General features: G+C 39.8%; 18 protein-coding genes and 1 riboswitch. Of the genes, 17 read left to right on the top strand and 1 reads right to left on the bottom strand.

Annotation, left to right across the window (positions count from 1 at the left end; translation table 11 throughout):
• The first annotated feature begins 64 nt into the window (after positions 1–64).
• Genes BM121_RS14660 through BM121_RS14645 form a run of 4 tightly spaced genes read left to right on the top strand, consistent with a single transcriptional unit; the run spans position 65 to position 3,279 of the window.
• Entirely contained in the window at positions 65–712 is a 648-nt protein-coding gene (locus BM121_RS14660; RefSeq protein WP_425432244.1) for a response regulator transcription factor, read from the top strand.
• Entirely contained in the window at positions 702–1,634 is a 933-nt protein-coding gene (locus BM121_RS14655) for a sensor histidine kinase (protein WP_091484404.1), read from the top strand. Before BM121_RS14660 ends, BM121_RS14655 begins: the two co-directional genes overlap by 11 nt.
• A gap of 12 nt (positions 1,635–1,646) precedes the next feature.
• Positions 1,647–2,555, top strand: a complete 909-nt coding sequence (locus tag BM121_RS14650) for an ABC transporter ATP-binding protein (RefSeq protein ID WP_091484403.1) — start codon at positions 1,647–1,649, stop codon at positions 2,553–2,555.
• Positions 2,556–2,562: 7 nt separating this feature from the next.
• Positions 2,563–3,279 carry an ABC transporter permease gene (locus tag BM121_RS14645; protein WP_091484402.1) on the top strand — a complete coding sequence of 239 codons (717 nt, stop codon included), beginning with the start codon at positions 2,563–2,565 and terminating at the stop codon, positions 3,277–3,279.
• Between the two features lie 116 nt (positions 3,280–3,395).
• Here the strand turns inward: BM121_RS14645 and BM121_RS14640 are convergent, their stop codons facing one another.
• Positions 3,396–3,827 carry an Hsp20/alpha crystallin family protein gene (locus tag BM121_RS14640; protein WP_091484401.1) on the bottom strand — a complete coding sequence of 144 codons (432 nt, stop codon included), beginning with the start codon at positions 3,825–3,827 and terminating at the stop codon, positions 3,396–3,398.
• A gap of 102 nt (positions 3,828–3,929) precedes the next feature.
• On the opposite strand from BM121_RS14640, the gene BM121_RS14635 reads away from it, so the two are divergent.
• From BM121_RS14635 to purN, 13 genes are all read left to right on the top strand, one after another.
• Positions 3,930–4,550, top strand: coding sequence for a DUF2179 domain-containing protein (locus tag BM121_RS14635; protein WP_091484400.1), 621 nt, complete (start codon positions 3,930–3,932; stop codon positions 4,548–4,550).
• Positions 4,471–4,695 (top strand): NETI motif-containing protein, encoded by a 225-nt coding sequence (locus BM121_RS14630; RefSeq protein WP_245780813.1) that lies wholly within the window; start codon positions 4,471–4,473, stop codon positions 4,693–4,695. Before BM121_RS14635 ends, BM121_RS14630 begins: the two co-directional genes overlap by 80 nt.
• 106 nt (positions 4,696–4,801) lie before the next feature.
• Positions 4,802–5,491, top strand: coding sequence for a hypothetical protein (locus tag BM121_RS14625; RefSeq protein ID WP_091484398.1), 690 nt, complete (start codon positions 4,802–4,804; stop codon positions 5,489–5,491).
• Between the two features lie 166 nt (positions 5,492–5,657).
• Positions 5,658–5,756, top strand: a riboswitch (purine riboswitch).
• 661 nt (positions 5,757–6,417) lie between these two features.
• Positions 6,418–6,909 carry a 5-(carboxyamino)imidazole ribonucleotide mutase gene (purE, locus tag BM121_RS14620; RefSeq protein WP_091484397.1) on the top strand — a complete coding sequence of 164 codons (492 nt, stop codon included), beginning with the start codon at positions 6,418–6,420 and terminating at the stop codon, positions 6,907–6,909.
• A complete protein-coding gene (gene purK / locus BM121_RS14615; protein WP_091484396.1) occupies positions 6,896–8,023 on the top strand; it encodes a 5-(carboxyamino)imidazole ribonucleotide synthase in 1,128 nt (375 codons plus the stop codon). The genes purE and purK overlap by 14 nt, the downstream gene beginning before the upstream one ends.
• Before the next feature lie 12 nt (positions 8,024–8,035).
• On the top strand, positions 8,036–9,331 hold the full coding sequence (gene purB / locus BM121_RS14610; RefSeq protein ID WP_091484395.1) for an adenylosuccinate lyase: 1,296 nt from the start codon (positions 8,036–8,038) through the stop codon (positions 9,329–9,331).
• A 13-nt stretch (positions 9,332–9,344) separates the two neighbouring features.
• Complete coding sequence (purC, locus tag BM121_RS14605) at positions 9,345–10,058, top strand: phosphoribosylaminoimidazolesuccinocarboxamide synthase (RefSeq protein WP_091484394.1); 714 nt, start codon at positions 9,345–9,347, stop codon at positions 10,056–10,058.
• Positions 10,055–10,306 (top strand): phosphoribosylformylglycinamidine synthase subunit PurS, encoded by a 252-nt coding sequence (purS, locus tag BM121_RS14600; protein ID WP_091484393.1) that lies wholly within the window; start codon positions 10,055–10,057, stop codon positions 10,304–10,306. Before purC ends, purS begins: the two co-directional genes overlap by 4 nt.
• Positions 10,303–10,986: a phosphoribosylformylglycinamidine synthase subunit PurQ gene (gene purQ / locus BM121_RS14595; RefSeq protein WP_091484392.1), complete on the top strand. Its 684-nt coding sequence runs from the start codon at positions 10,303–10,305 to the stop codon at positions 10,984–10,986. The genes purS and purQ overlap by 4 nt, the downstream gene beginning before the upstream one ends.
• Positions 10,970–13,198: a phosphoribosylformylglycinamidine synthase subunit PurL gene (gene purL / locus BM121_RS14590; RefSeq protein ID WP_091484391.1), complete on the top strand. Its 2,229-nt coding sequence runs from the start codon at positions 10,970–10,972 to the stop codon at positions 13,196–13,198. Before purQ ends, purL begins: the two co-directional genes overlap by 17 nt.
• Positions 13,174–14,586 (top strand): amidophosphoribosyltransferase, encoded by a 1,413-nt coding sequence (gene purF / locus BM121_RS14585; protein ID WP_091484390.1) that lies wholly within the window; start codon positions 13,174–13,176, stop codon positions 14,584–14,586. The genes purL and purF overlap by 25 nt, the downstream gene beginning before the upstream one ends.
• 71 nt (positions 14,587–14,657) lie before the next feature.
• On the top strand, positions 14,658–15,686 hold the full coding sequence (gene purM, locus BM121_RS14580) for a phosphoribosylformylglycinamidine cyclo-ligase (RefSeq protein WP_091484389.1): 1,029 nt from the start codon (positions 14,658–14,660) through the stop codon (positions 15,684–15,686).
• Positions 15,679–16,251, top strand: coding sequence for a phosphoribosylglycinamide formyltransferase (purN, locus tag BM121_RS14575; protein ID WP_091484388.1), 573 nt, complete (start codon positions 15,679–15,681; stop codon positions 16,249–16,251). Before purM ends, purN begins: the two co-directional genes overlap by 8 nt.

The following is a 16,251-nucleotide window of genomic DNA, read 5'->3' as shown; positions in this document are numbered from 1 at the left end:
AGGATGTGATGCCAGCGTGTCACAACGCATATTGCTTATTGAAGATGATGTAAATATTAGTGAAATGGTTGATAACTTTTTACGTAAGGAAGGGTATACCATCGTCTGTGCATATGATGGTGAGAAAGCTATTGAAACCGTTCAGCAAGAATCTTTTGACTTACTAATACTGGACTTGATGCTTCCGAAAAAGGATGGAATAGAATGTTTGAAAACAATAAGAATGCACAGTTTGGTTCCCATTATAATACTTTCAGCGAAGGGATCTGATTTAGATAAGGCATTGGGACTTGGCTTTGGTGCAGATGATTATCTATCCAAGCCATTCTCTATGACTGAACTATTGGCAAGGGTAAAAGCACTTTTGCGCCGAGCTGGCTATCAAATAGAGCAAAACGATCAAGTGACAAAAGTGGATGGGCTGGAGATTTTACCCGCTACGTATTCTGTGAAGAAAAACAATCAATCGATTCAACTAACATTAAAAGAGTTCCAGATCTTGCAGTTATTGATAGGACAACGTAATAAGATTTTTACCAAAGAAGAGATCTATAGGCGTGTCTGGAAAGAAGATTACTATGAAGATGCGAATATTATTAATGTACATATAAGCAGACTAAGAGAGAAGATAGAAGATAATCCCTCGTCTCCTCTATATGTGAAAACAATTTGGGGTATCGGTTATAAGTGGGGAGATCAGGATGGCAAATAGTGTACTGATTGTTGTCATCTGTTTGTTGTTAACGTATATCATCTATTCCCGTATACGTCATGCGCGAGACTTACGTCATATTGCAGGCCAGTTGGCTGATTTGGTGAATCAACCATCATCTCATGTTTTATATTATTCTACAAATGAGCCGGCATTGAAAATACTGTTGGTTGAAATCAATCGTCTGCTCCAGATGAAACAGGAATCCTCCATAACCTTTTCACAGAAAGAGCTGGCAATGAAGAAGATGATAACCAACATTTCACATGATCTGCGGACACCACTTACTGTTGTTCTTGGACTAACAGAAACCCTTTTACAAGATCCTGCTATGGATTTTAAAGAAAAAACAAGGTATCTGTCACTTATTCATAATAAAGCGCAAGAAATTGTACAACGCATCAATCGTTTTTTTGAATTAGTGCGTTTAGAGTCAGATGATGTAGATATTGCTCTTGTACAATTAGACCTGTCGGCATTGTGTAAGGAGAACGTTCTAAGCTTCTATCAACAAGTCGAAGCAAAAGGGTTGAACATGGATCTCCAATTACTAGATCGACCTGTCTATGCTTTAGCTAATAAAGAAGCCCTCGATCGAGTCTTACAAAATTTATTATCCAATGCGATTCGTTACGGTGACGAAGGAAAAGTAATCGGTACGAAGCTTCGAGCGGATGAACAATTTGTTTATATCGAAATATGGGATCGCGGTAAGGGAATCAGTGAACCATATAAAGAGCTTGTATTTGAACGGCTGTATACAAAGGATAAGATGGAAGGCAAGCATAATCAAGGTTCGGGCTTAGGTCTGGCTATTACCAAGCAGCTAGTCGAAAAGATGCATGGAGACATTGAGATAACCAGTACTCCCTTTGTCAAGACAAGTATCACAGTGAAGTTACAGCGATGCCAAAGTAGTTAAGGAGGTGGTGGTATGACTTATATAGTTAAGACGAAAAACCTCAGTAAGCAGATGCATAAGCAAACGATTATTTCAGAAGTTAATATGCACGTGAGCCAGGGAGAAATTTATGGTCTAGTAGGTCCGAATGGGGCAGGCAAGACATCGCTATTTCAATTACTCACTGGTTTATGGAAACCTAGCCAAGGAGAAATAGAAATATTCGGTGAACGGATTACGAACAACTCCTATTTATATTTACAACAAATTGGTAGCATGATTGGAGACCCCATTTTTTATGAGAACCGAACGGGACTTGAGAATCTGCAGATGCATTTTGATTACATGGGTTTTTATGATCAACAACTTATCACGGAAACCATCGATCGAGTTGGTATACAAGATCAAGTCCAAAAACCAGTTCGTACATATTCAGCTGGAGTAAAGCAAAGGTTAGGTTTGATTAGAGCGATAGCCTTAAAGCCTAAATTGCTAATTCTCGATGAACCTTCCAACGGTATGGATCCGGTTGGAATAAAAACTCTACGCCAAACCATCCAGAAGCTCAATCAACAATATGATATGACGGTCATCATTTCGAGTCACCATATGGAAGAATTAGAACAGTTAGCCGATACGATCGGTGTACTTAACGATGGCAAGTTGATCGAGGAAGTATCGGTGCATAATATCAAAGAAAATCTTTCTAGGTATACGGAATTGAAAATAGATTCTTGCAGTCAAGTGGCTCATTTATTGGAGAACGAACTTCAACTGTCAGATTATCGAGTGATTAGCGACTCCTCTATCCGGATTGATACATCAACTATCCCAATACACCAAATTGTGAAGATGCTAGTTACTCATGATATAGCGATACACGAAATTAAACAAACTCAAGATACATTAGAAGACTATATTTTACAATCATATAAGGGGTAGATGACATATGATTCAATTACTTAAGATGGATATAACGAAGCTTCACTGGAAGTCTTACCTGATCGGATTTGTGATAATTAATATTGCCATCGCCTCCATGGTTTGGCTAATAGTACAGGAGATTAATCCTGCCGATATACAAGTATTTTATCCGAGTTATCCAGATTATCACTTTGTCTATCAATTTATCCTAACGATTGTAAGAATTTCGACTACGATTGCAGCAGCTATTTTTCTGGTGAATCTTATTATCAATGAATACAAGAGCAAAACGATATCGGTTCTTTTTCTATATCCCATTCCACGTTGGAAGTTACTCTTATCAAAAATGTTTCTAGTTGGAATTCTGACAACCTTTTTCTTCCTAGCTACGACCTTAGTTTCCTTTAGTTTAATTTATATGGCAAATTTGTATTCTGTCGTTATTACAGAGCAGATTACGTCGTTTTTATCGTTAAGGTTGTTCTTGGAGGTCTTCATCCAAGCAATTGTGACGGCGATCATCGGTTTCATTCCTTTATTCTTTGGCATGATACGTAAGTCTGTAATAGCTACAATGGTAGCAGCAGCTGTATTAGCGTTTATTGTTTATTTACCGATATATGCTCCAAACAATGTGGAGATCTATGGATCGAGACCACCTATCTCTATAATTCTTGTTGTTGTGGGAGTAGCAATAGCTTGTCACTTTATTTATAGAACTAATCGAAGAGATATTGTTTAGGGACAACGTGGAATTTATCTAAATAGTTCATACTGCCAGACTATGTGTTATATAATAAGTGTAATAATTATATTCTTTATTTGGTGAGCTAATGTTTTCCACTATTCTTTTATTGTTTAATCTTCAAATTCCTCAATGTCTATTGAATGCTTCTTCTTCTTAGCATCCACTAGACGATGAAGTTGAATGGTCATCAATCCTTGTTTTAATGTTGCTGTAATACGATCCTCCCTCACTGGAAAAGGTAAGTCAATTTGTCTAGAGAATTCTCCTTGTAAAATCTCTTGTTTGATCATTTTTCCTGATTGCTTTACAGGGAAAAGATTACCCTTTAATTCCAGTACAGTATCATGAATAAATACCTTCACTTGTTTACGATCTTTAATTCCGGGCAAATTAACATAAACGATGATTTCATTGTCCAATTCGTATATATTAACGGCTGGAATGGGCGGTTTTACAATATGTTCAAAGTCGTCCCAAAAGTCGCCACCGAAAAATTGGTCTAAGTTATTTTTCCATTCATGCATATGTTGAAATGGATCCAAAACTATCTCTCCCTTTTCTCTTTTTGCTGTGGTAAAATGGTTTCGCAATAATATAAGATATGACACATACAAATGGTTGTGCATAAGCGGAGGTGTTTTAAAATGCTTGAAAATGCGTTTATTATGATTGTTATTATTATGGTTATCAATATCGTCTATGTATCTTTATCTACAATAAGAGTAATTCTTACATTAAAAGGTAGACGATATATCGCTGGAATCATCGGTATATTTGAAGTAGTTATCTATATAGTAGGTCTTGGCATCGTATTAGATAATTTAGAAGAAATTCAAAACTTGGTGGCTTATGGTTTAGGTTATGGACTTGGTGTAGTCATCGGTTCTAAAATAGAAGAAAAATTAGCGCTAGGATATATCACAGTCAATGTGATTTCTTCGGATCCGGATATTTCATTTACAAAACAATTAAGAGATGAAGGTTATGGAGTGACAAGTTGGTACGCTTACGGTATGGAGGGTGATCGGTTATCGATACAGATTCTATCACCAAGAAAATATGAGCTGCATTTATACGAAACGATTAAATCCATTGATCCAAAGGCTTTTATTATTGCCTACGAACCGAAACAGATCCATGGTGGGTTCTGGGTGAAACAAGTAAGGAGAGGGAGGATTCGTAAAAGTGTCAAAAAAGCAGAAGAGCAACAGCAGCAAGAAGCCAACCAAGAAGAAGTTCGAAGTGACGAAGAACGAAACGATTGATGATTGTTTAGCAAGGATAAAACAGGAAGGTTATCAGCCAACGAGGCGTGTAGAGGAACCCATTTTCACTGAAGAAAATGGGCAACCAGTTCCTAAAGACAGAAAAATAGTATTCGATACAAAATTAGTAAAACACGAACATTAACAGACTCTTAGCTGACTCTGTATTTTTTGGAATTTACTTATGATAATAATCATCCTCTTGTAAATAATAATTTTGAAGGCATTCTATTATTAAAAGGAGGATGATTATGAATCGTTTTAAGTGGGGGATAGTTAGTGTTGTTCTTTTAGTACCATTAATGGCTTTAAGCTACACTGGTATTTTAAATCCTGCTGCCTCAAATCCAGAAAGGGCAAGTGCAGCTGAAATGAGACCGTTGAGTGAGCATCACAAGCAAGAGAGTATTCCAGTGTTTTTTAATAAGAAAGGCGAAGAGGAAAAGGATGTTGAAACGAAATTAAAGGAGCAGGCAAACCAAATCCTCGAAGTATTAGAAGACCAAAATTTTGAGGAACTTGCAACTTATGTGCATGAGGAGAAAGGGCTCTTGTATTCCCCATATGTCAATGTGAACGAGAATGATCTTGTATTTGAGCCAAGTAAAGTAGCGGCATTCAAACAAGACACGGAAGAGTATGTCTGGGGAATGGAGGATGGGAGTGGATTCCCAATTGAATTAACTCCAGTCGAATACCATGAAGAATACGTCTATCAGGCTGACTTTCTGAACCCAGATGAGGTAACATTTGATAAAACCGATAGCCGAGGAAACATGATTAATAATATTAAAGAATTCTTTCAGAAATTTCATTCTGTAGAATTTTATAAAGAAGGACAAGAAGAGCTTGATTGGAGCAGCTTGTATGTGGTTTTTGAACCAAACGCACAAGGTGAATGGAAACTAGTTGCGTTGGTGAATGATGAGTGGACGATATAAAAATGAGAGCTTGCAGGACCAAATAGGTCAGCGGGCTCTCCTTTTTATGTTTAATATCGCTTCCTAATTAACCAAAAACCGAACGATGATATAAACTATTATTTTATTGTTCGATTTTTATTGACAGGATTCGAGTGCGCTTGTTATCATAACAGTGTAGTAAAAAAATCTAACACAATAATTGCCTCATATAGTTTGAGAATATGGCTCAAAAGTTTCTACCCATCGCCGTAAATGATGGACTATGAGGGAAGATGACCGATGATTTTATCCGAAAATCATCAGGATAGTTATGGAAATCACACCTATTCATCTTCTCTCCTGATAGAGAAGTGGGTAGGTTTTTTTATATCTTATTATTATTATTAATTATACCTTGAACACCTATAGTAGATACAAACTGCGAAGTAATGAAAATTCATTTTGGATGAGATGTTTTTCCGTTCTTCTGGAGGTGACGGCTAACTCGTCGCTGCGGAAAAAACACTCGCTTTCCGTGGGGAACGCTTCAGCCTCCTCGGAAGCCAAAACCGCTTCCTGTGGGGTCTTCAGACTGTTCCTTTCCCACAGGAGTCTCGCATTTTTTCCGCAGCTTAGTGTAGTTTTTTGATCAGATGAGAAGAAATTCATTCATTATATTTCCAATGGTCATCTTCTTTCAACAATCAAAACATTAGAACTAGCGTAGGCAGAATACGCAGACTCCTGTGGGAACAGCACGGGCTGAAGATCCACTTGGTAAAGTGACTTACTTTACCAAGTTAGCTGAAGCCGTGCCCACGGAAAGCGAAGTATTCTGCCAAAGCGATTTCCTACCACTTATCTTTGGAAGGACGATCGAAAGCTAATTCAATGAAAAATTACTTCGTAGTTTATATTAATTATGTGATTCGAGCAGATATTATATAGAGGGAAGTGGGGATTGTATGGCACAGGTTGGTGTTATCATGGGAAGTATATCCGATTGGAAAACGATGGAGCATACGTGTGAAGCGTTGGAAGAACTCGGAATCAGTTATGAAAAAGAAATCATCTCCGCACACAGAACTCCGGAAGACATGTTTAAATATGCCGAAACTGCAAGAGAAAGAGGTCTGAAAGTTATCATCGCAGGAGCAGGCGGCGCAGCCCACCTACCAGGCATGGTCGCAGCGAAAACTACGTTGCCTGTCATCGGCGTGCCTGTTAAAACAAGCACACTCAGCGGTGTAGATTCACTCTATTCCATCGTACAAATGCCCGGTGGTGTACCAGTTGCAACCGTCGCAATTGGCAAAGCAGGGGCCAAAAATGCAGGTATTCTCGCAGCACAAATCATTGGCACAAGTGATCAAGAAACAGCAGCACGATTAGCCAACCATCAAAACCAACTAAAAGAAAAAGTAGCAGAAATGAGGGACAATCTTGCAGACCAATAAACTATTATTCGGCTCTACTATCGGGATTATTGGTGGTGGACAGCTAGGGCGAATGATGACTACGGTAGCCAAACATATGGGATATCGTGTCGTGGTACTCGATCCAACCCCAGACTGTCCGACAGCACAAGTAGCAGATGAACAAATCGTCGCTGCATATGATGATTTAACAGCAGTTAAACAGTTAGCGGAGAAAAGTGATGTGGTGACATACGAATTTGAAAACGTTGATTTAACAGCAGCACAAATTCTCGAAGAATCAGACATTCTTCCGCAAGGTGCCAACTCACTGAAAGTTACGCAAGACCGTGAACTAGAGAAAAAAGCAATGATCGACAGTAAACAGCCAGTCGCAGACTTTGCAATTGTCACAACTACTGCAGAATTACAGGCGGCAGTTGAAAAAATCGGTTATCCTTCAGTCGCTAAAACATGTCGCGGCGGTTATGATGGCAAAGGGCAAGCAAAGCTCTCAAGTGAAGCGGATATCGAAACCGCAGTGGAGATGCTTGAGCAAGCAGATCGTTTAATTATAGAAAAATGGGTACCTTTTGATAAAGAAATCTCGATTGTTTTTACGAGAACACAAACAGGAGATATCACTTATTTCCCTGTAGCAGAAAACATTCACCGTGATCATATTTTACACGCGACGATTGCACCAGCACGGGTTTCCGAACAAATAGCAGATAAAGCTCGTCAGGCGGCAAAAGCAATTGCAGAAACAATTGGTGTTGTTGGAACATTCGCAATCGAAATGTTTGTAAGTGGCGAAGATATTTTAATTAATGAACTGGCACCAAGGCCGCATAACTCTGGACACTTTACAATTGAAGCATGTGATGTATCGCAATTTGAACAGCATATTCGGGCTATTTGTGGATTGCCATTGATCTCTATCGATTCTCATGGTGGAGCGGTGATGGTTAATTTACTTGGAAAAGACGTAGATCCTTTTTTCAGTCAATTAGATGATAACCCTAATGCACACATTCATATGTACGGAAAAGCAGAAAACAAGCCATTGCGTAAAATGGGACATGTAACATTTATTGGGGACAATCCTTTAATCATATATAATGAACTAGTGGAAAAAAAGATAATCGAAAACTAGGAGGAAACATTTATGATCGAACGTTATACAAGAGAAGAAATGGGAAATATCTGGACAGATGAGAATCGCTTTAACGCATGGCTTGAGGTTGAAATTTTAGCATGTGAAGCATGGAGTGAATTAGGAATCATTCCAAAAGAAGATGTCAAAAAAATTAGAGAAAATGCATCTTTTAATATCGAACGTATTTTTGAAATCGAGCAAGAGACTCGCCATGATGTGGTTGCATTCACCCGTGCTGTTTCCGAAACATTAGGTGATGAGAAAAAGTGGGTACACTACGGCCTTACTTCAACAGATGTTGTAGATACGGCACTTTCATATACGATAAAACAAGCGAATCAAATTATCCGTCGTGATATTGTGAACTTTATTGAGATTTTAAAAGAAAAAGCAATCGAGCATAAAAATACCGTTATGATGGGGCGTACACATGGTGTTCATGCGGAGCCGACGACTTTCGGACTGAAATTGGCATTATGGTATGAAGAAATGAAACGAAACCTCGAACGTTTTGATGCTGCAGCAAAAGTAATTGAAACAGGGAAATTATCAGGTGCAGTTGGTACCTATGCTAATATCGATCCGTTTGTTGAAAAATATGTTTGTGAACAACTAGGATTGCAACCGGCACCGGTATCGACCCAAACATTACAGCGTGACCGTCATGCTCAATATATGTCTGCACTGGCATTAGTCGCAAGCTCGATCGAAAAATTCGCAACCGAAATCCGTGGCTTGCAAAAAACAGAAACAAGAGAAGTGGAAGAATTTTTTGCGAAAGGTCAAAAAGGTTCTTCAGCAATGCCACATAAACGTAACCCAATTGGTTCTGAGAATATGACAGGAATGGCACGTGTCATCCGTGGTTATATGATGACTTCTTATGAAAATGTGTCCTTATGGCATGAACGTGATATTTCCCACTCTTCAGCAGAGCGTGTTATTTTACCGGATGCAACAATTGCCCTGAATTATATGTTGAATCGATTTGGCAATATCGTGAAAAACTTAACAGTATTTCCGGAAAATATGAAACGGAACATCGATCGCACGTATGGTGTTATTTTCTCACAACGTGTATTGCTTTCCCTTATAGATCAAGGTATGAGTCGTGAGGAAGCATATGATATGGTACAGCCAAATGCGATGAAAGCATGGGAGACAGCAACATCATTCCGCCAATTGATCGAACAAGAAGAGCGTATCACCAATACTTTATCAAAAGAGCAATTAGACGATTGCTTTGACTATACGTATCATTTAAAAAATGTGGATCAGATTTTCAAAAAAATAGGCCTGGCATAAGGAGAGGAATCCAATGAAAGACAAGCTGTTATATGAAGGAAAAGCAAAGCAAGTATTTACGGTAGCGGATAATTCGAATTTATTAGTCCTTTCTTACAAAAATGATGCAACAGCCTTTAACGGCGAAAAAAAAGCGGAATTTCAGGGGAAAGGACGCTATAACAACTTAATTTCTGCTAAAGTATTCGAATATCTCCATCAACAGGGGATTAACAGTCATTTTAAAGAAGCTTTAAATGAAACGGAGCAATTAGTTGAGAAAACAACGATTATTCCGCTTGAGGTTGTTATTCGCAATGTCGCGGCAGGAAGCATCGTCCGTCGTACAGGAATTGAAGAGAAAACGATTTTCGATCCGCCGCTAGTGGAACTTTTTTATAAAAAGGATGAGCTTGGTGATCCATTAATCAATGACGACCATGCGTTATTATTAACGGATGCAACCGAAACAGATCTGACAAAAATTAAAAAAATGGCACTTCAAGTAAATGAACAATTGCAAGCTTTCTTCAAAGAAATTAATTTGCAGCTTGTCGATTTTAAATTGGAATTCGGTCGCAATGCTAGTGGCGAGATTGTGTTATCAGATGAAGTGAGTCCTGACACTTGCAGACTTTGGGATATTGCAACAGGAGAGAAAATGGACAAAGACGTATTTAGAGAAGACTTAGGTGACTTAGTTACTGTATATGACCATATTTTATCGAGACTGGAGGCAAAACAATGAAACTAGTAAAAGTACACATTACATTAAAAGAGGGCGTATTAGACCCACAGGGGAAAGCAGTGCAAGGATCATTAAATACTCTAGGTTATGACAATGTCAAAGAGGTTCGTGTTGGCAAGTATCTAGAGTTAACGGTTCATGATGATGCGAATATCGAATCAGAAATTGAAGATATGTGTAACAAACTACTCGCAAATCCAGTTATCGAAAATTATTCGTATACAGTAGAAGAGGGGGTTGCCCAGTGAAATTTGCTGTGATTGTCTTCCCTGGATCCAACTGTGACCGCGATATGTACTATGCAGCAAAGGATGCACTGGGCGAAGAAGCAGATATGCTTTGGTATCAGGAAGCAAACTTGGAAGGCTATGATGCGATTTTACTACCAGGTGGATTCTCTTATGGTGATTATCTTCGTTCCGGCGCGATTGCTTCTACATCGGAAATCGTCGTGCAGTTACGAGAACAAGCAGACAAAGGGGTTCCCATTCTAGGTGTCTGTAACGGATTTCAAATATTATTAGAATCTGGTCTATTGCCAGGTGCTATGCTACGAAATAAGAATCTGAAATTCATGTGTCATTTTGAAAGCTTAAACGTGGTAAACAATGACACCCTTTTTACATCGAAATATGAAAAAGGCGAAGTAATATCGATTCCGATCGCCCATCATGATGGAAACTATTATTGTGATGATGAGACACTTGCTACATTAAAAGAAAACAATCAAATCGTCTTTACGTACCAAAATAATCCGAATGGTTCGGTTAGTGATGTTGCCGGAATCATCAATGAACAAGGAAACGTACTAGGAATGATGCCACACCCGGAACGTGCGGTTGAAGCCATTTTAAATAGTGATGACGGATTAAAATTATTCCAATCAATGCTAGAAAACTGGAGGGAACGTTATGTTGCAGGCGCCTGAGATTACTCCTGAATTGGTAGAACAAGATAAAGTCTATCAGGAAATGGGCTTAACAGATAAAGAGTATGACATGATTAAAAACATTATGGGTCGTCGCCCGAATTTTACCGAAATCGGCATTTTTTCAGTAATGTGGTCGGAACACTGCAGTTATAAAACGTCTAAACCATTATTAAAGAAATTTCCGACTGAAGGACCACAAGTTGTGCAAGGTCCTGGTGAAGGTGCTGGCGTTGTTGATATCGGTGATGGCCAAGGTGTCGTATTTAAAGTCGAAAGTCATAACCACCCTTCAGCGGTTGAGCCATACCAAGGGGCAGCAACAGGAGTTGGTGGTATTATCCGTGACGTTTTCTCGATGGGGGCTCGTCCAATCGCATCATTGAACTCGTTACGTTTCGGTAATCTTAACACTGGTCGGGTCAAATATCTTTTTGATGAAGTGGTTCACGGAATCGCTGGCTACGGTAACTGTGTTGGAGTACCAACTGTCGGAGGCGAAGTACAATTTGATGATTGCTATGAAGGCAATCCACTCGTTAACGCAATGTCTGTCGGCTTAATCGATACGAAAGATATTCAAAAAGGGATCGCTGCTGGACTTGGAAACACGATAATGTATGTTGGTTCAAAAACAGGCCGTGACGGAATCCATGGTGCTACATTCGCTTCTGAAGATTTATCTGAAGACTCAGAAAGCAAGCGTTCCAACGTACAAGTCGGTGACCCTTTTATGGAGAAGCTATTAATTGAAGCATGTTTGGAAGTAATTCATTCGGATGCCTTAGTTGGGATTCAAGATATGGGTGCAGCAGGTCTTACCTCATCTGCTAGTGAGATGGCGAGTAAAGCGGGTATGGGGATGGAAATGAACTTAGACCTGATCCCACAACGTGAAGAGAACATGACGGCGTACGAAATGATGTTGTCAGAATCACAAGAACGTATGCTGCTATGTGTGAAAAAAGGTGAGGAACAGGAAATCGTCGACATTTTTAAGAAATATGGCCTGGAAGCAGTAGCAGTAGGTCAAGTTACGGAAGATAAAATGTTCCGCTTGTTGCATAAAGAGGAAGTTGTTGCTGATATTCCAGTCGATAACTTAGCGGAAGATGCGCCGATTTTCTATAAGGAATCGAAAGTTCCAAGCTTTTATCAAGAATACCAAGCAATGCCTGCATACCAACCGGAACTACCTGACCATGCAGATGTATTGAAGCAATTATTACAACAGCCAACGATCGCAAGCAAAGAATATGTCTATGATCAATATGACTCGATGGTACAGGCGAATACCGTCTTATCACCAGGTTCGGATGCAGCAGTTGTACGTGTTCGCGGATTTAACAAAGCCATTGCAATGACAACGGACTGTAATTCTCGTTATATCCATTTAGACCCGGAAGCAGGCGGTAAAATTGCGGTAGCAGAAGCAGCACGCAATATCGTTGCCTCTGGTGCGAAACCACTTGCACTTACGGACGGTTTAAACTTCGGTAACCCGGACAAACCAGAAAACTTCTGGCAAATGGAAAAAAGCGTAGACGGTATGAGTGCCGCCAGTTTAAAGCTGAACACACCGGTTATCAGCGGTAATGTTTCGCTTTATAACGAATCAAACGGTCAGGCAATCTTCCCAACACCTGTTGTTGGTATGGTTGGATTACATGAATCACTTGATCATATTACAGCCTCTCACTTCCAACATGAAGGTGACTTGATTTACGTAATTGGTGAGACAGAAGCAGAGTTCGGAGGAAGTGAGCTGCAAAACCTTTTAGAAGGTAAATACTTCGGTAAAGCTCCGGCAATAGATTTAGATACGGAAGTAAAACGCCAGGAACAATTATTAGATGCAATCCGTACAGGTCTTATTTCATCTGCTCATGACATTGCAGAAGGTGGACTCGGTATTGCATTGGCGGAAAGTCTTTTTAATGGGAAAGGTTTTGGTGCAGATATCCAGGTTGAAGGAGATCTAACAACAGTATTGTTTAGTGAAACACAATCACGTTTTCTCGTATCTATTCCAGAGAAAGATCGTGAAGCATTCGAAGCAAAAGTGGAGAACGTAACGTTATTAGGAACGGTAACAAATACAAATAATCTAGTGGTTCGAAGCGGAGAAACAGATGCAATCACAGAAAACGTAACATCATTACAACAACTGTGGAAAGGAGCTATCCCGTGCTTGCTGAAATCAAAGGACTAAATGAAGAATGTGGTGTATTCGCGATCTGGGGACATGAAAAAGCAGCCGAAATGACGTATTACGGGCTCCATGCTCTCCAACATCGTGGGCAAGAAGGTGCTGGTATTGTCACAACAGACGGAGATAAATTAAATGTTCATAAGGGTGTCGGCTTAATCAATGATGTTTTTTCAGAAGGTGAAGTTTCCCGCCTGAAAGGACATGCGGCAATTGGGCATGTTCGCTATGCCACACAAGGTGGTGGTGGCTATGAAAATGTACAGCCACTCGTTTTTCGTTCTCAAACGACTAGTCTAGCATTGGCGCATAACGGAAATTTGGTCAATGCTCATGCCTTGAAGAGTCAACTGGAAGCACAAGGAAGTATTATGCAGACCACTTCTGATACAGAGGTTATCGCTCACCTAGTAAAACGTAGTGGTAATGTACCGATGGAAGAGGCGATTTCTTCTGCATTAGGTATGATTAAGGGTGCCTATGCTTTCTCACTTTTAACAGAGGATCAACTGTTTATCGGATTGGATCCACGCGGTTTACGTCCGCTATCGATTGGTCGTTTAGGTGATGCTTATGTTGTTGCATCAGAAACGTGTGCTTTTGATTTAATCGGTGCAACCTATGAACGTGAAGTAAGACCTGGTGAATTAATCGTGATTGATGAGGACGGACTCAGAACAAAACAATTCACTTCTCCAATGGAACGTACACTTTGCTCAATGGAATACGTCTATTTTTCTCGCCCGGACAGTGATTTAAATGAAAAAAATGTCCATGCAAGCCGTAAAACGATGGGGAAACAATTAGCAGTCGAAGCACCAGTTGAAGCGGATGTGGTCACAGGTGTACCGGATTCGAGTATATCCGCTGCGATAGGATTTTCAGAAGAAACAGGCATTCCGTATGAGCTCGGTTTAATTAAAAACCGTTATGTCGGCCGTACTTTTATCCAACCATCCCAGGAATTACGTGAGCAAGGGGTGAAGATGAAACTGTCAGCGGTTCGCGGGATTGTAGACGGGAAGCGTGTTGTCATGGTTGATGACTCGATCGTTCGTGGAACAACAAGCCGTCGTATCGTTCGTTTATTGAAAGAAGCAGGCGCTACGGAAGTCCATGTACGTATCGCTTCTCCGCCGATTCAGAACCCGTGTTATTACGGAATCGACACATCTACGAAAGGTGAGTTAATTGCGGCTAATAATTCGATTGAAGATATGCGCAAAATTACTGGTGCAGACACCTTATCCTTTTTGTCAACAGAAGGATTGGAAACTTCCATTGTAGAGGATCGTGATCGTCAAAAGTATGGTGTGTGTCAGGCATGCTTTACCGGCAACTATCCGACAGAAATTTATCCAGATACAGTAATCCCTGCTTATAAAGATTAAACGCTCGGAAGTGACTGATAAATACTATGGAAACTGATAAATTCGAGAGTGTCACAAAAGGAGTTCATACAATGAGTGATATTTATAAAAATGCCGGTGTCGATGTAAATGCAGGCTATCAGGCAGTCGATTTAATGAAAAAACATATCGCCAAAACAAATCGCCCAGAAGTAATCGGTGGTGTGGGTGCATTCGCTGGCCTTTTTGACTTAAGTAAATTCTCATACGAAGAACCAGTGCTTGTTTCTGGAACAGATGGTGTCGGGACAAAGTTGAAGCTCGCCTTTACCATGGACAAACATGATACAGTCGGGATTGATTTAGTAGCAATGTGTGTTAATGATATTGTTGCTCAAGGTGCCGATCCAATCTTTTTCTTAGATTATATTGCGTGTGGCAAAAACCAACCGGAAAAAATCGAGCAGATCGTAAAAGGCATCACAGATGGTTGTGTCCAAAGTAATGCAGCACTTATTGGTGGGGAAACGGCGGAAATGCCAGGTATGTACGATGATGATGAATATGATCTTGCTGGATTTGTAGTTGGTATGGCTGACAAAAAACAAATTATCACAGGTGAAAAGATTGAAGCTGGTGATAAAGTGATCGGACTTGCATCATCAGGCGTTCATTCTAACGGTTTTTCACTTGTTCGAAAAATTATCGAAGACAAAGGCTTAAGCTATCATGACCAAATTCCTGAGCTATCAAGAACATTAGGGGAGTCATTATTAGAACCAACGCGAATTTATACAAAAGCGATTCAGCAACTTAAATTAGACCTTACGATAAAAGGAATCAGTCATGTAACAGGTGGTGGTTTCTATGAAAATCTCCCACGCGCTTTACCGGAACATCTTGGCATAAAGATTCAGCAAGGATCTTGGCAAAAGCCTGCCATTTTTGATTACTTGCAAAAACAGGCAAACTTAAAAGAAGAAGATATGTACGGAGTCTTTAATATGGGCATCGGCATGGCAGTTATTGTCGAAGCGCATGAGGCGGATATGGCTCTGCAATTATTAGAGGATATCGGTGAAGAAGCCTACCTCATCGGTGAGGTTACAGAAGAAACTGGGGTGACATTCTCCCATGACTAAATTAGCAGTATTTGCATCTGGTACCGGCAGTAATTACGGTGCGATTGTCGAAGCGGTGAAAAATGGTACACTAGATGCTGAGGTAACTTCACTTGTTTGTGACAAGCCAAATGCAAAAGTAGTCGAAGATGCCAAATTAAATGGAACGCCTGCTTTCGTATTTGATCCAAAACAATACCGAAATAAGCAGATGTTTGAAGCGAAAATTGTTGAAGTGCTACAAGAAGAAGAAATTGATTTGATTATTCTTGCAGGATATATGCGATTGATTGGTGAGACATTATTACGTCCCTTTGAAGGGAAAATTATCAATATCCATCCTTCGCTTTTACCCTCTTTTCCTGGATTGGACGCAATCGGACAAGCATTTGATGCTGGTGTGAAAGTGTCAGGTGTTACCGTGCATTATGTGGATGCCGGGATGGACACAGGGAAAATTATTGCTCAACAAGCAGTTGATGTACAAGACGGTATGACAAGAGATGATTTGCAAAAAGCGATTCAGCAAGTAGAACATCAGTTATATCCAGCTACGATTCAAAAACTGATCACGAGAGGAGAATAA

The organism is Gracilibacillus orientalis (assembly GCF_900114645.1).
Lineage (GTDB): Bacteria > Bacillota > Bacilli > Bacillales > Amphibacillaceae > Gracilibacillus > Gracilibacillus orientalis.
The sequence above is the reverse complement of the archived record's forward strand: the minus strand, read 5'-3'. Positions and strand labels throughout refer to the sequence as shown.

Coding starts and splice junctions, on each gene's coding strand:
- purC (WP_091484394.1), top strand. CDS start 9,345: ATGAAAGACAAGCTGTTATATGAAGGAAAAGCAAAGCAAGTATTTACG.
- purS (WP_091484393.1), top strand. CDS start 10,055: ATGAAACTAGTAAAAGTACACATTACATTAAAAGAGGGCGTATTAGAC.
- purL (WP_091484391.1), top strand. CDS start 10,970: ATGTTGCAGGCGCCTGAGATTACTCCTGAATTGGTAGAACAAGATAAA.
- BM121_RS14660 (WP_425432244.1), top strand. CDS start 65: ATGGTTGATAACTTTTTACGTAAGGAAGGGTATACCATCGTCTGTGCA.
- BM121_RS14635 (WP_091484400.1), top strand. CDS start 3,930: ATGCTTGAAAATGCGTTTATTATGATTGTTATTATTATGGTTATCAAT.
- BM121_RS14645 (WP_091484402.1), top strand. CDS start 2,563: ATGATTCAATTACTTAAGATGGATATAACGAAGCTTCACTGGAAGTCT.
- BM121_RS14650 (WP_091484403.1), top strand. CDS start 1,647: ATGACTTATATAGTTAAGACGAAAAACCTCAGTAAGCAGATGCATAAG.
- purN (WP_091484388.1), top strand. CDS start 15,679: ATGACTAAATTAGCAGTATTTGCATCTGGTACCGGCAGTAATTACGGT.
- BM121_RS14625 (WP_091484398.1), top strand. CDS start 4,802: ATGAATCGTTTTAAGTGGGGGATAGTTAGTGTTGTTCTTTTAGTACCA.
- purB (WP_091484395.1), top strand. CDS start 8,036: ATGATCGAACGTTATACAAGAGAAGAAATGGGAAATATCTGGACAGAT.
- BM121_RS14655 (WP_091484404.1), top strand. CDS start 702: ATGGCAAATAGTGTACTGATTGTTGTCATCTGTTTGTTGTTAACGTAT.
- purM (WP_091484389.1), top strand. CDS start 14,658: ATGAGTGATATTTATAAAAATGCCGGTGTCGATGTAAATGCAGGCTAT.
- purE (WP_091484397.1), top strand. CDS start 6,418: ATGGCACAGGTTGGTGTTATCATGGGAAGTATATCCGATTGGAAAACG.